Here is a 15051-nt window from a genome sequence, read left to right on the forward strand (position 1 = left end):
AGATTATGCTAAAATATTCTGCTTTACTAACGCTTCTTTTTCTGCTATTTGGCGAGCTTCGCAGTACTGTTGCCCAAAGGCGAACCGATATACTTGCAAATGGTGTTTCAAAACTTACTGTAGGCAAGCCCGATAGCCTTAGTCCTTACCGGTTTGCTGCAATGCAGCCCATGAAGGCGGCGCTAAGTAAACTTCCATCATCTCGTGCAACCTTTCCGGTAGATAGTGTACAGGTTAAAGTAAACAACCGCGGAACTGTTGTAGTGTTGCCTCTATCGGCAGATGAGCAGTTATATGGTTTGGGTATGCAAATTGGTGCGTTTAATCAACGCGGATTAAAAGTGCGGCCCATTGTAAACGATAATCCGCTGAACGATTTAGGCTATACGCATGGTCCGGCTACATTTTACTTGTCTAACAAGGGGTACGGTATTCTCATAAACACCGCGCGTTATACTACCTTTTACTGCGGTACCACTGCAAAGCTACAAACAGTAACCGGCGGTGCGCAGGGTGGAGGTAACTCCGTTGCAGAGCTTTATGCAAATAAAGGTGCAGGTACCGGAACCATTACCGTTGACATTCCGGGTGCACAAGGTGTTGAGGTATTCATTTTTGATGGCCCGGACTTAAAAACGGCCATGCAGCGATACAATCTGTTTTCGGGTGGTGGTGCATTGCCGGCTATTTGGGGACTTGGCATCAAATACAGGGTAAAGGCTGATTTTAACCAGTCGCAAGTTGGGCAAATGGCTGCTTATTTCCGTGATAACCATATACCTTGTGATGTGTTAGGACTGGAACCCAAGTGGCAAACTGCTGCCTATTCCTGTTCATATGTTTGGAATACCAAACTTTTTTCTACGCCCGACAAATTTATAGACACCATGCTTCATAAAGGATTTCATTTAAATTTATGGGAGCATGCTTTTGTATCCAATCAATCTCCATTATTTGAACCCTTAAAAAACCGCGCTGGCGATTACCTGGTTTGGAATGGGTTGGTGCCTGACTTTGGAGACGCTGCGGCGCGCAACCTTTTTGCCGATTATCATGCAAAAACTTTCGCTGCTAAAGGTATTTCGGGCTTTAAGATGGATGAGTGCGACAATAGTAACTTAGCTATGGGTGATGCTACCTGGAGCTTTCCGGAACTGAGTACTTTTCCATCAGGCCTTAGCGGTGAGCAAATGCACCAGCTTTTTGGGCTGTTATATCAGCAAACTATTTACAGCATTTATAAAAAGCAAAATAAAAGAACTTATCTGGACGTGCGTGCATCCGGTGATTTTGCATCGCCTTACCCGGCGGTATTATACAGTGATAGTTATGACCACAAGCAATATATCCGTATGATATCCACAGCTGGTTTTGCAGGTATGCTCTGGTCGCCCGAAGTGCGCGAATCAAAATCAGTAAATGATTTTATGCGCCGTAGTCAAACAGCTGTTTTATCTGCACAAACGTTATTCAACTCCTGGTATCTGAAAAATCCGCCATGGCTTCAAATTAATATTGAAAAGAATAATCATGACCAGTTTATGGACGAGGCCAAGACAACGGAAGCAGAAATACGCAAGCTCTTCAATTTTAGGATGAGCTTAATTCCGTATTTGTATGCAGCCTTTGCCGATTATCAGGCAAAGGGAATTCCACCATTCAGAGCATTGGTTATGGATTATCCCAAAGATTCAAAGACCTTTAATTTGTCTGACGAGTATATGATTGGCAGCGGCATACTGGCCGCTCCGTTGACTGAGGAACAGAACGAGCGGCAGGTATATCTTCCCAAAGGTACCTGGTACGATTTTAATACCAATAAGAAATATCAGGGAGGCCAAACGTATACTATAAAACCAGAACTGACCCAGTTGCCTATATTTATTAAGTCGGGTACAGTGTTGCCGTTGGCCAAGCCGCTGGAGAATGTATCACCCGATTATAAATTTGAATTGGTTTGCTATGTTTATGGCGATGGACCTGCATCTGCTTCTCTTTTTGAGGACGATGGTTACACATTCAATTATGAGAAGGGCAGTTTCAACAGAATCCAATTGAATTGGGATGGTTCTAAAGGAAAGCTAATTCGCAATGGGCAGTTCAAAGAGCATAGATATGCGGTATCCCGTTGGCAACTAATTAAATAGTAGGGTAAGCTTTGCTGCGTAAAGTTGTGCTATACGAAGTAGAGTAACACGGCAGTCATCATACTATACCTAAGATATCTCGAAAAGATGAAACATCCGGATTTTGTATGCTAATTCCAGTGGATGTTACCGACGGGCCTTTCGCCGAAGAAAACGGTTGGACAATGCCGGCCACTTTTGCATAAATAAAAATTTTTCAAGATTGATGGTACAGCTAGCGAATTAGTTAGCTAGCTATACCATCAATAACGGTTATTTTCAAATAGCCTTAGTTGTACGCTGTTACCGTTATTAAAAAGGATAACAGTAGTACGGTCAGATTAGACTATTCGGCCTAAATCTTCAACCCGCCAAAAATGCTGGTCATCATCACGCTTAATACAACAAGCGTGATGATAACATAGAGCTTGTCTTTTTCCAAAGCAAACGCTACCAGCGAGAAGAATACACGTAGTATCGGTGTGGCAATTAAGGCCAGCACGCCCAACTGGATGATTTCCGCTGCGCGCAGGGCTAGTGCGCCTTTCAAAATTCCGCCGTAAGTGGTATAGCCGGCACCTGCTCCAACAAACTTACTATAAGCAGGTATGCCCGAATTGCCATGCTGTATAATGTAAAGTGCGCCACCCAAAAAAGCGATGCCACTGGCAATAATCACACCGTATCTTAACAACTGGCCAACCAGTTGCTCTACATCGGTATCATTCCAAAAACTTTTTGATAGTATCTTTTTCATGTATAGTATGGTTAACTTTTAAAATTTATGCTGGTAGCCGTTGTAAATCATTTCGAGCGCTACAAAGGTGATGGCAACGCAAAATATGATTCTTAAAACCTGCGGGTTCATTTTTTGTAGCAGTTTGGCCCCGGTAAGTGCGCCACCCAACACACCCAGTATCACCGGAAACGCCAGGCCTGGATCCATATAGCCCCTTTGCAGATAAACGGCGGCGCTTGCTGCTGCCGTAACGCCAATCATAAAATTGCTGGTGGTGGTGCTCACTTTAAACGGAATACGCATGGCCGTGTCCATAGCCAGCACTTTTAACGCACCCGATCCAATGCCCAGCAATCCGGATATCACACCGGCTAATGTCATCAACGAAAAACCGGCTCCTACATTTTTAAGCTTATAGGGTACCGGGCCATTGGTTGTAGGGTAAGTACTATTGAGTTTTAAAAGGTAAGACAAACGACTGCCTTGTGTTAATACTTCCTGATTTTTTTTACGCAGGGTCATAGCGGCCGAAAAGATCAGAATGCCGCCAAAAAGCATGGCGATGGTATTGGTTGGCGTATATACGGCAATTAAAGCGCCCAGTACTGCGCCAATGGTTGTGGCAATTTCCAGAAACATGCCCAAACGGATATTGGTAATCCCTTCTTTAACATAAGCGCTTGCTGAACCCGACGATGTGGCAATGGATGCCAGCAAGGCAGCCCCGATGGCATAGCGTATATCCACACCGAACACCAGCGTAAGTAACGGAATCACCACTACGCCGCCACCCAAGCCGGTTAAAGATCCAAGTAGTCCGGCCAGATAAGAACCGGCTAAAAGTATTAAACTGAATGTGAGTATTGTCATACCTAAATTGGATTAATAATTATTATTCAAAATTTGCTCAAGCACTTGTTGCGCTGCCTTTGCTTTTTTTGCTTTGATGGCTTGATATAGCTGCTCGTGCAAATGGTGTGTGAGTGCAAAATGGCTAACGCCTTTTGCTTCCCGCGCCTGAAAAAAGTTTCGGATAAGTTGTGTAAAGCTTTCGTACAGGTCAAAAAGTACGCGGTTACCGGCAGCATGTGCAATGGCCATATGAAAGCCAATGTCAGCGTCCATACACTGCTGGCGGTCTTCCTGTTCAATGGCATTCCGGCGTTTACCGAGCCACTGTGCCATCTCGTCAAGGTGTGCCGTGTTATGATGGCTAACGGCTAACAGCACAATTTCTTTTTCAAGTAACTTTCTTACCGTATTAATTTCATCAAAATCAGCCCGCTTTAGCCGGTTATCTAATGAGTCGGTGGGCTGAGCAGTACTAACAGTTGTACCTACTCCCTGCCGTACGTGTAATACGCCGTTGGTCACTAACGTTTTTACCGCTTCCCGGATAGTTGACCGCCCGACACCGTATAGTTTCATCAATTCTGGTTCTGGTGGAATTTTGTCGCCACCCTTATACTTGCCCGAACTGATGTCTTGCCTGATCTGATTGCAAATGCGATCGCTAAGTTTTTCTTCGCTGTTCATCATACTTAATAATGCAAAGGTATGATGTTTATTTAAACATATGATGTTTTAATTGAATTCTAATGTATAATTGCAACTTTAGATTGATGATTCATGGAAAACTTACAGTACATTTAATAAGAGGCACACGATAGAAGACTTGGCCAACATACCCGACGAAGCGTACCGCATTAATACAGCTGCCATATCCGGTCGGCACATAAAAGGTATAGCCGAAGAAAAGCAAGCAAGCGTGAAAGAAACCGCATGATTTTAAAATACGCTACGCAAAATGGTTGCCGGGTAATATTATCGGGTATCAATGATCAGGAAGATTCTGTTTATATTGTGCTGGACAGGTACAGAAAAAATTTACGTGTTAAAGGATAGCAAATTGCAAGCTGGCCGATATTAACGAATGGGCATAAAAACTAATTATGATTACGACGCTGTAGTAGTAGGCTCGGGCCCTAATGGCCTAGCCGCAGCTATATTGCTACAGCAGCATGGTTTATCAGTATTATTGCTGGAAGGCAAGAGCAGGATAGGCGGCGGTTTATCGAGTGAGGCGTTAACCCTGCCCGGTTATCTGCATGATGTATGTTCGGCCATTCATCCGCTGGCCGTTGGTTCGCCGTTCTTGCAAACTTTACCTTTGGATCAGTTTGGCCTGGAGTTCATCTATCCCGAAGTAGCCGCCGCTCATCCGTTTGATGATGCACCGGCTGCTATATTAAAAAATGATCTTTATGAAACGGCTTCGCTTTTCGGAGATGATAAAGATACTTACTTAAAATTGATGCAGCCAGTGGTTAAAAACTGGCCATTTATTGCGCCCGATATATTGGGGCCTCTGCGTTTACCTAAGCATCCATTAGCTATGGCTGCCTTCGGATTGAAAGCTTTGCAGCCGGCAACACTTTTAGCCAAACACTTTAAAACCGAGCGAGCCAAAGCACTTTTTGCCGGTATGGCGGCACATGCTATTCAGCCTTTGCAAAACTGGGCTACATCGGCCATCGCCTTGGTGCTGATGGCGAATGGACATTTAGAGGGCTGGCCTTTACCTAAAGGTGGTTCCAATCAAATTGCGCAGGCGATGGCCGCTTACTTTACTTCCATCGGCGGAAAAATTGAAACCAATACTTATATCACATCGCTCATGCAGTTGCCATCGGCCAAAACGGTACTGTTTGACATCACGCCACAGCAACTATTGCAAATAGCGGGCGAAAAGCTATCGGGCTTATACAAAAGCCAGCTGCAAAAATACCGGTATGGCATGGGCGTTTTCAAGATAGATTGGGCCTTGGATGCACCAATACCTTTTGCAGACGAGTCCACCCGGCAAGCCGGTACCGTACATTTGGGTGGCACACTAAGTGAAATTGCCTACAACGAACAGCAAACGGCCAAAGGGCATCATCCCGATAAGCCATTCATATTATTAGCTCAGCCCAGCGTGTTTGATCCAACACGGGCTCCTGTTGGAAAACACACAGCCTGGGCTTACTGCCATGTACCCAACGGATCTACCGTTGATATGACGGCGGCTATTGAAAATCAGGTGGAACGTTTTGCCCCTGGTTTTAAAGATAGGATACTGGCTAAGCATACTTTTGATACAGCCGAATTACAGCAATACAATCCCAATTTTATTGGTGGCGATATCAATGGCGGTATTATCGATTTAAGGCAGCTGTTTACTCGTCCGGCCGTGCGCTGGTCGCCATACACTACGTCAGTTAAAGGCCTGTACTTATGCTCGTCATCTACGCCGCCGGGTGGAGGCGTGCACGGCATGTGCGGCTATCATGCGGCTAAACACGCGCTGCAAAATCATTTTCACATTAAAGTTTCATCTCTGCATACTCATTAACAAACAATCAAAATACATGTCATCAACTGATACCAAATTTAAATTACATGAAGACTGGGTGGTGGTCATCCTCGGTTCATTAATTATTCTGCTGGCCCTAGCCGGTGTGTTGCTTGCTGTACCGGCGTTTGGCTGGAAAACCAGCGACGATTTAATTACTAAAGTTTTAGGTGCCGGCAACTTAAAATTAATCGGTTTGCAGTTTTTATTTGTGGGCATAATTGGATTGATAGGCGTATGGTTAAGCGGTAAAAGCTTTACCGATTTTTCACGTGGCTTTCCCATTGTATACCTGCTCACGATTCTTGCACTGATTTTGGCCGGCAGTAGTCAGGCCAAAGCGTTAAATCTCGAGGCGGTAATTTTTAGCCTCGTGATCGGTTTACTCATTAGTAATGTGTTCAATCTGCCCGAACGGCTGCGTAATTCACTATCTACTGAGCTGTTTGTGAAAATTGGCTTAGTGCTGTTGGGAACCAGTGTCATTTTTTCGGATATTCTGAAGGCGGGTTCTTTGGGATTGATACAATCATTGGTGGTGGTTACCTCGGTATGGTACTTTGCTTACTGGGTTTGCCGGAAAATGAAAATAGACGATGAAATTACCATGATGATTTCCAGCGCTGTATCTATCTGTGGTGTATCGGCAGCTATTGCAACCGCTGGGGCTATAAAAGGTGATTCGAAAAAGCTGTCGTATGTCATTTCTATGGTGCTCATTACAGCCATTCCCATGATGATTGTAATGCCGATCATCGCCCACCACTTTAATATGCCGCAAGAGGTGACCGGCGCCTGGTTGGGTGGAAGTATTGATACCACCGGCGCTGTGGTAGCGTCGGGTACTTTGGTAGGCGAAGCTGCTCTAAAAATCAGCACTATTGTTAAATTCTCACAAAATGTATTGTTAGGCCTGGCCGCTTTTGCCATATCTGTTTACTGGACGTACACCAAGCACCCTTCAGCTAACGATGCGGATAAGAAACCTACATTGAGCGTGATATGGGAACGGTTCCCCAAGTTTGTATTAGGCTTTATAGGTGCATCTCTATTGTTTTCTTTTGTTATTCCGGCTGATGTAACCGCCCATGTAAAAGACAGCCTGAAAAATTTGCAAGGCTTGTGGTTTGCTTTGGCTTTTACCAGTATTGGTTTAGAAACTAAATTTAGCGATTTGTTTAGTGCCAATGGCAAAAAGCCACTTTATGCCTTTTTAATTGCGCAAACCTTTAATATTTTCATCACGTTGGCTATTGCTTTTCTTTTATTCAGGTAAATGTTTAGGCTACGCAAAGCGCTCATTTATAGTCATGTGTAAAGCGATGTTTGTAAAAGCCATAGCATACAAGCAGGTTAAGCTTTCAAAATAATGTTACAGCATTTGCCACAAAAAAAGCGGCACAATAGTGCCGCTTAGATAGTTTATACTGAGGCAACGGCCCCCCCTTTAACTGGTTCTTTTATTTATAGCCATTATTATAACTCCGCCCAAAATCAATATGCCACCTGCGTAAGGCGGCCAGTTTACACTTTTTTCTTTATCAGCAGAAACCTGAATCGGTCCTGCATCAATTACTTTTTCTTTTTTGGTGTAAGTAAAACCGGTCCAGATGAGCATAATTACTCCTAAAACGATCATACCTATGGCTAATGGATTTTTCATAGTTGTTGAATTTTTTTGATAGTTATTAAATAAAATTGATAATACTGCTTATACCAATTCATCGCATGTGCACATCCGTTGCAGCAACTCTTGCACGAGGTAAGGCGTCAATAAGTTATAAGAAGCTAAAGACGATTCGCTACCCACTTTAATAGTGAATGCATTGCTGTTCCCTTGAAGTTTTCTAAACATGTCTTCATCTGTTTGGTCATCACCAATACATAAAACAAAATCTGATGGGTATTGGCCCAGCAATTGGGCAATGGCTTCACCTTTATTGATATTGGCACCCTTAACTTCAATTACCTTGTGCCCCTGTAAAATGCTCAGTGCTGCAGGGTCTACCGTTGATGAAAGTAATTGGTAAAGTTGCCTGGCTTTCAACTCAGATATTGAAAGGTCGGCCTTACGGTAATGCCATGCCACCGAAAAATCTTTTTTTTCGATGAAAGAACCAGGGCATTGCTCAACAAAGTTCATCATCAGATTTTCAACATTAAGTAAAGCCAAGCGCGTTGCTGCTGTACCGCGTTCTTGCCAGGCAGTTTTAGGGTGTTTTACTTTAACGCCGTGTTCGGCGATTAACCCCACTGGTAAATGGCCAAGCCATCGTTCAAGTGAGTCGCTGTCCCGGCCAGATACGATATACAAATAGTTCTTCGAATCGGCACTAAGTTCAGCAAGAACCTGTAATACCGTTTCTGATGGTGAAGCTGCCTGAGGGTCTGCCGTAAATGGTGCCAGAGTGCCGTCATAGTCCAGCAATAACAACCTGTTTTCTGCCTGTGTATAATGTTGAAATAGTTTTGCTTTAGCAAAATTGTCCAGCAATCGTGGCTCAGTTTGATTTTGTTGTTGCCGTGCTTGGTCAAGCTTGCTAAAAAAAGCCTTCGCCCAGGTTATTACATTATAAGAACTGATGCGTTGCTGCATGGCCGTCATACGTTCTTCCTGTTCGCCCGGACTCATTTCTAAACCCATGCGAATCATTTGCGCAATCTCTTTACGGTCGTTCGGGTTAATCAGTAATGCCTCGGTCAGTTCGTTGGCTGCTCCGGCCATTTCGCTTAGTACCAGCACACCCTGCCGGTCGCGACGAGAAGCAACAAATTCTTTGGCCACCAGGTTCATGCCATCTCTGAGCGGTGTAATCAGTGCCAGATCGCAAGCGGTATACAAGCCTAGCAGTTCTTCAAAAGAAAGGTGGCCATATTGATAGATAACCGGTTGCCAGCTGATGTTGCCGAAGCGGCTGTTGAAATTGCCAATATACTCGTCAATCATTTTCTTCCGCTCAGCGTATTTACTGATATTATCACGGGATGGTACAATTACTAAGGCAAAAACAACCTTTCCTCTGTAACCTGGATTTTGTACCAAAAATTCGCGGTAGCCTTTAAGACGGTTAAAAACGCCTTTAGTATAATCCAGCCGGTCAACCGAAAATAAAAGCTTTTTGTCTTGCTTTGAACGAAGGTAATCAGCTCTTTTGGCAAGCACGTTACGATCACTCGCGGCATTGTGAAAGCGGTCAAAATCGATCCCGATCGGAAAAGTTCCTGTGCAAATCTGGCGGCCATTGTAGATAATCATCTGGTTTTCGCTTTTAGCCTTAACCACTTTTTGTACACAGCTAAGAAAATGCTGCCTGTAATCTTCTGTATGGAAGCCAATAACATCGGCACCAAGCAATCCGCTCAACAGTTCGTGTTGCCATTGTTTAGGAATCACCCGGAATAGTTCATAAGATGGAAACGGAATGTGCAGAAAGAAACCTATGGTTAACGATGGTAGCTTTTTTCTGAGCATGCCGGCCAATGGCAATAAATGATAATCATGTATCCAAACGGTGTCATCATTATTCAGGTTTTGCAGCAAAACGTCTGCAAAGTGCGTATTGATTTTTAGGTAGGCCTCAAAAAACGATGGCTGGTAATCGGCGAATGAAGGGAAGTAATGAAATAGCGGCCATAACACAGAATTGGAAAACCCGTTGTAATACTGATCGTACGTTTTGGGCGATACAAACAAAGGTTTAAAATCGTAATCTGCACTCATGGTTCCGGCAGCAGTTTGCCAGACAGTTTCCGAACATTCAGAAACCCCAACCCATATTTTTTGGGCAAACCGTGTATTTCCGTCCTGGCTTAGGTAAGCACTTATGGCGGCAACAAGTCCGCCTGATGATTGCCGGTAGGTGTAGGTTTCGCCTTGTTTTTCTATAGTTACAGGTAGCCGATTGGCCACCACAAATAATCTGGACATTTGATCCTTTCTCTTATAGGTATGAAAATAGCAAGCCGCTGTTATCAAATACTGCAACTAGGTTTTGATAGCTGCATTTGATACGGGCGCCTTGTGTAGAATTAATAAAATGATAATCGGCCAAAGCCGTGCAATACCAAAAGGATCAAAACGGGGTTAATCGGAATATAGGAACATCCGGAGATAAGATTCTTTTTACTTTATAGTACGGATTAGATGCTAACGATGTCAATTCTGCTGAAGGGCAGAAACTGGTTTTCAACAAATCAAACGCTTGACAAACTACCCCGAGGCTTTGATACCTGCTACCCATGTAGCGGTAGCTGTACTTTATTTTTTGCGGTAATGCATCGTCATCTTTTCCCAAGCCATTGTGCGTACTGGCTAATAACTTAAGAAGATTATTAGGAACGCGCACATGTTTCTGAACGCTTTGCGAATTACTTACACTGCCCTCGAACGGATTACTGCTATGGAAGCAAACCAGGCTATTAATTAGCCAGACCGAAACGAGTATATAAAGCAGTTTTTTAAGCGCCATCTTTTCTAATATAACAAAAACTTTGCCTTTTATCAAATAATGGGAGTATTTAGTGTTCGAAAATAGAGGTTTGCAATTCGTTTGCGACTCGATACATCAGCGTGTTGCCACTAGGTTACTACGGGTAATCCAGATTACTCAATAAAACCAAACAAGGAAGTGATAGTGAAGAAATTTCTTTTCTTGTTTTTGTACCGAACTTGTCAATCTGATAAAATAACCCTTTCATTTTGGAAGGGTTAGGGGGGAGTTCAATCCCTATAAAGTAATTTTTTGTAATTGTATATTATTGATATACAAATAAATATGTAAAATTCTATGATTTTGGTATTGGGTTTGGCTATGTCGAATCAAATTATCAAAGTTATGCTGACTTTATCCTTACTCGTTGCCCTGCTCATTCTATGCTGGGTCATTTTTAAATCCATCGACTGGTTCGAAAAAATCTAAGAAACTATGTTAGCCTTATTCATTATCTCCATTGCGGTATTCATCTACATGATTTATGTACTGCTTAAACCCGAAAAATTTTAATCTGATTAAACTATGAACACCGAATTTTTAGGCATTGTAGTATCGTTCCTGATTACGCTGCTTATTGGCATTCCGCTGGGTAAGTACCTGGCCAAAATGTTTGCCGGCGAGCGTGTGTGGACCGATTTTTTAAAGCCGCTCGAAAATGGTATCTACAAACTGTCGGGCATCAACCCTAAAGAGCCCATGAACTGGAAACAGTTTTTGAAGGCTATGATGACCATCAACATCTTATGGCTGGTATACGGTTTTTTTATGCTGATATTTCAGGATAAACTGCCATTGAACCCAGATGGCAATCCGGGCCAAACGCCGGATCTGGCTTTTAACACCATCATCAGCTTTGTAGTAAACTGTAATTTGCAGCACTACTCGGGCGAAAGTGGCGCCACTTATCTTACCCAGCACTTTATATTTATGTTTTTGCACTTTACTAGTGCGGCAACAGGTATAGCTGCAGCAGTTGCACTGTTTAACGCATTTCGTGACAAGACTACCGAAAACCTGGGCAATTTCTGGGATTATTTTGTAAAATCCATTACCCGCTTGCTTTTACCGTTAGCTATTGTAGTAGCGTTAATTTTAGCCTTCAACGGTACGCCAAGTAGTTATGCTGGTAAAGATCAGTTCATCTCCATGCAGGGCGATACAGTGAATGTTTCCCGTGGTCCGGCAGCGGCCATGATTGCCATTAAACACCTTGGCACCAATGGTGGTGGCTGGTTCGGGGTTAATTCTGCGCATCCGCTCGAGAATCCCAATTATCTAACCAACATGGTCGAGATCATCTCGCAAATGATAATACCTATAGCCATGATTATTGCCTTTGGCTATTACATCCGACGCAAAAAGTTGGGCTGGGTTATCTTTTCGATGATGACTTTGGGTATGCTGATGCTGATGATCCCGACCATAAGTAGCGAATTGGGCGGTAACCCGGCCATTGCTAAAATGGGCATTAGCCAAGCTACAGGAGCTATGGAAGGTAAAGAAGTGCGGTTTGGCCCGATGGCAACCGGCTACTGGAGCACTTTAACCACCATTGTATCCACTGGTTCTGTTAACAGTATGCACGATAGTACCATGCCGCTTACGGGCTGCTGGCAGCTGCTGGGCATGATGATTAATGGCTTTTTTGGCGGTTGTGGCGTAGGTATACTCAACTACTTTATTTATCTCATAATTGCTGTATTCATATCGGGCTTGATGGTGGGCCGTACCCCCGAATTTTTGGGCCATAAAGTAGAGGCACGAGAAGTGAAGATTGCTGCCCTGATTACCTTACTGAGCCCGTTCCTGATTATGGCAGGTACAGCTCTGGCCAGCTACGTGTATATGGCGCATGGCAATGCCGATTGGTCTGTGAAGCCATCGGCTTGGCTTAATAACCCTGGTTTCCATGGCTTTTCAGAAATGTTGTATGAAATGACTTCCGCGAACGCCAATAACGGTTCTGGTTTCGAAGGTTTGGGCGATAACAATATCTTCTGGAACGTAAGCACAGGGTTTGTGCTTATCCTGGGACGTTTTCTGCCCATTTTCGGTCCGGTGGCTATTGCTGGCTTGTTGGGACGCAAAAAATATGTGCCCGAATCGGCCGGTACACTCAGAACCGATACTTTCACTTTCGGCATCATGACGTTTGCTGTTATCCTGGTGCTTAATGCGCTGTCTTATTTCCCTGCCTTAGCATTAGGTCCGCTGGCAGAATACTTTTCCATGCTTAAATAATTGACGTTTACAAGAATGAAAACTCAATCCAATAAACTTTTCGAGCCGGCACTGGTGCAAACTGCACTTAAAGAATCATTTGTAAAGCTCGATCCCCGCGTTATGCTGCGTAATCCGGTAATGTTTACCGTTGAAATTGGCACAGTGGTAATGCTTTATGTAACCATCTATAGCTTAACTCATAAAGGCCAAGGCTCATTTGCCTATAACCTCATTATCTTTATCATCCTGTTGCTTACGGTACTGTTTGCCAACTTTGCAGAAGCAATTGCCGAAGCACGCGGCAAAGCACAGGCCGATAGCTTGCGCAAAACCCGCGAGGAAACACCAGCCAACGTGCTGTTGGATAACGGTACCATCGTGTCTAAATCATCCAACGAGCTACGCAAGGGCGATGTCTTTGTTTGCGAGGCAGGCGATACCATTCCTACTGATGGTGAGATTACTGAAGGTTTGGCTACGATAGATGAATCGGCAATTACTGGCGAATCTGCCCCGGTTATCCGTGAGGCTGGCGGCGATAAATCGTCTGTAACCGGTGGTACCAAGGTACTGTCCGACAAGATCAAAGTGATGGTAACCACTCAGCCCGGCGAAAGCTTCCTAGACAAGATGATTGCACTGGTTGAAGGCGCATCACGCCAAAAAACGCCTAACGAAATTGCCCTGACTATTTTGCTGGCCAGTTTTACCATCATCTTTATTATTGTATGCGTAACGCTTAAACCGTTTGCCGATTATGCAAATACACCTATCACCATTGCAGCATTAATTTCCCTGTTCGTTTGTTTGATACCAACTACCATTGGCGGTTTACTTTCTGCCATCGGTATTGCCGGTATGGACAGGGCGTTGCGGGCCAACGTGATCACCAAATCGGGTAAAGCGGTGGAAACTGCAGGTGACATTGATGTATTGCTGCTAGATAAAACCGGTACTATTACTATCGGTAACCGTAAAGCCACTCAGTTTTGGCCGGCACCCGATGTATCGCCGGATGATTTGGTAAGGGCCGCGGTACTGTCTTCTTTAGCGGATGAAACTCCTGAAGGTAAATCCATTGTTGAGTTGGCTGCCTCGCATATGGCCATTCCGCAAGTACCCGCCGGTGCAGAGTTTATTAAGTTTACAGCCGAAACCCGTTCGAGTGGTATTAATACACCAGATGGTGACCGTATCCGCAAAGGTGCTTATGATTCTATGCGCAAAATGGCGTTGAATGCCGGGCATACCGTATCTGCTGCTGTTAAAGAACGTGTACAGGCCATCTCCTCAAACGGCGGTACACCGTTGGTAGTAACCTACAACGAAGAAGTGTTGGGTACCATTGAGCTGCAAGATATCATCAAACCCGGCATCGCCGAGCGTTTTGAACGTCTGCGTAAAATGGGCGTAAAAACCGTAATGGTAACTGGCGACAACCCGCTTACCGCCAAGTTTATTGCTGAAAAAGCCGGCGTGGATGATTTTATTGCCGAAGCTAAGCCGGAAGATAAAATGAACTACATAAAGCATGAGCAAAACAGTGGTAAACTGGTAGCCATGATGGGCGATGGTACTAATGATGCACCGGCCCTGGCCCAAGCCGACGTAGGCGTAGCCATGAACAGCGGCACCCAGGCGGCCAAAGAAGCCGGTAACATGGTGGACCTGGATAACGACCCGACTAAGCTGATTGAGATTGTGGAAATAGGCAAGCAGCTTTTGATTACCCGGGGTACACTTACCACCTTTTCTATCGCTAATGACGTAGCTAAATACTTTGCTATTGTACCGGCCTTGTTCATCGCATCTATCCCAGCATTACAAAGCCTGAATATTATGCGCTTACATAGTCCCGAAAGCGCTATCCTGTCAGCTGTAATTTTTAACGCCATCATTATCCCTGCATTAATTCCATTGGCATTAAAAGGAGTGGAGTACAAACCTATTGGTGCCAGTGCGCTGCTCCGTCGTAACCTGCTTATTTATGGATTGGGCGGCGTAGTAGCACCATTTATAGGTATTAAGTTAATCGATTTGTTAGTCGGCCTTTTCTTTTAACAGGCTTAATTCATC

Annotated in this window: 13 protein-coding genes; 7 read left to right on the plus strand and 6 right to left on the minus strand. The window is 44.1% G+C overall.

All coding sequences use genetic code 11. The features are described from left to right. Window positions 1–5: 5 nt before the first annotated feature. Window positions 6–2147 (plus strand): glycoside hydrolase family 31 protein, encoded by a 2142-nt coding sequence (locus GPM24_RS13995; protein ID WP_158827437.1) that lies wholly within the window; start codon window positions 6–8, stop codon window positions 2145–2147. A 334-nt stretch (window positions 2148–2481) separates the two neighbouring features. Here GPM24_RS13995 and GPM24_RS14000 read toward each other — a convergent pair whose 3' ends face one another. Genes GPM24_RS14000 through GPM24_RS14010 form a run of 3 tightly spaced genes read right to left on the minus strand, consistent with a single transcriptional unit; the run spans window position 2482 to window position 4404 of the window. Further along, the gene (locus GPM24_RS14000; RefSeq protein ID WP_158827438.1) at window positions 2482–2883 is read right to left on the minus strand and encodes a DUF1634 domain-containing protein; all 402 of its coding nucleotides are present in this window, start codon (window positions 2881–2883) and stop codon (window positions 2482–2484) included. 18 nt (window positions 2884–2901) lie between these two features. Continuing rightward, the gene (locus tag GPM24_RS14005) at window positions 2902–3735 is read right to left on the minus strand and encodes a sulfite exporter TauE/SafE family protein (protein WP_158827439.1); all 834 of its coding nucleotides are present in this window, start codon (window positions 3733–3735) and stop codon (window positions 2902–2904) included. 12 nt (window positions 3736–3747) lie between these two features. Beyond that, window positions 3748–4404, minus strand: a complete 657-nt coding sequence (locus GPM24_RS14010) for a FadR/GntR family transcriptional regulator (RefSeq protein ID WP_233268835.1) — start codon at window positions 4402–4404, stop codon at window positions 3748–3750. A gap of 243 nt (window positions 4405–4647) precedes the next feature. Here GPM24_RS14010 and GPM24_RS22310 point away from each other — a divergent pair, with 243 nt between their 5' ends. Genes GPM24_RS22310 through GPM24_RS14020 form a run of 3 tightly spaced genes read left to right on the plus strand, consistent with a single transcriptional unit; the run spans window position 4648 to window position 7535 of the window. Continuing rightward, the gene (locus tag GPM24_RS22310; protein WP_255459128.1) at window positions 4648–4770 is read left to right on the plus strand and encodes a hypothetical protein; all 123 of its coding nucleotides are present in this window, start codon (window positions 4648–4650) and stop codon (window positions 4768–4770) included. A 28-nt stretch (window positions 4771–4798) separates the two neighbouring features. After that, window positions 4799–6259, plus strand: a complete 1461-nt coding sequence (locus tag GPM24_RS14015; protein WP_158827440.1) for a phytoene desaturase family protein — start codon at window positions 4799–4801, stop codon at window positions 6257–6259. 16 nt (window positions 6260–6275) lie between these two features. Beyond that, window positions 6276–7535: a YeiH family protein gene (locus tag GPM24_RS14020; protein WP_158827441.1), complete on the plus strand. Its 1260-nt coding sequence runs from the start codon at window positions 6276–6278 to the stop codon at window positions 7533–7535. A 171-nt stretch (window positions 7536–7706) separates the two neighbouring features. Here GPM24_RS14020 and GPM24_RS14025 read toward each other — a convergent pair whose 3' ends face one another. The 3 genes from GPM24_RS14025 to GPM24_RS14035 all read right to left on the minus strand — a co-directional run bounded on the left by GPM24_RS14025 (window position 7707) and on the right by GPM24_RS14035 (window position 10728). Further along, window positions 7707–7922, minus strand: a complete 216-nt coding sequence (locus GPM24_RS14025; RefSeq protein WP_158827442.1) for a hypothetical protein — start codon at window positions 7920–7922, stop codon at window positions 7707–7709. Between the two features lie 48 nt (window positions 7923–7970). After that, window positions 7971–10187: a bifunctional alpha,alpha-trehalose-phosphate synthase (UDP-forming)/trehalose-phosphatase gene (locus GPM24_RS14030; protein ID WP_158827443.1), complete on the minus strand. Its 2217-nt coding sequence runs from the start codon at window positions 10185–10187 to the stop codon at window positions 7971–7973. A 145-nt stretch (window positions 10188–10332) separates the two neighbouring features. Next, complete coding sequence (locus GPM24_RS14035) at window positions 10333–10728, minus strand: hypothetical protein (protein ID WP_158827444.1); 396 nt, start codon at window positions 10726–10728, stop codon at window positions 10333–10335. A 456-nt stretch (window positions 10729–11184) separates the two neighbouring features. Between GPM24_RS14035 and kdpF the strand changes: the two genes are divergently transcribed. The 3 genes from kdpF to kdpB are packed head-to-tail and all read left to right on the plus strand — an operon-like array spanning window position 11185 to window position 15036. Continuing rightward, window positions 11185–11262 carry a K(+)-transporting ATPase subunit F gene (gene kdpF, locus GPM24_RS22380; protein ID WP_158828607.1) on the plus strand — a complete coding sequence of 26 codons (78 nt, stop codon included), beginning with the start codon at window positions 11185–11187 and terminating at the stop codon, window positions 11260–11262. A 12-nt stretch (window positions 11263–11274) separates the two neighbouring features. Then, window positions 11275–12993 carry a potassium-transporting ATPase subunit KdpA gene (gene kdpA / locus GPM24_RS14045; protein ID WP_158827445.1) on the plus strand — a complete coding sequence of 573 codons (1719 nt, stop codon included), beginning with the start codon at window positions 11275–11277 and terminating at the stop codon, window positions 12991–12993. Window positions 12994–13008: 15 nt separating this feature from the next. Further along, window positions 13009–15036 carry a potassium-transporting ATPase subunit KdpB gene (kdpB, locus tag GPM24_RS14050; protein WP_158827446.1) on the plus strand — a complete coding sequence of 676 codons (2028 nt, stop codon included), beginning with the start codon at window positions 13009–13011 and terminating at the stop codon, window positions 15034–15036. The last annotated feature ends 15 nt before the right edge of the window (window positions 15037–15051 follow it).

It is taken from the genome of Mucilaginibacter lacusdianchii (assembly GCF_009770985.1).
GTDB lineage: Bacteria > Bacteroidota > Bacteroidia > Sphingobacteriales > Sphingobacteriaceae > Mucilaginibacter > Mucilaginibacter lacusdianchii.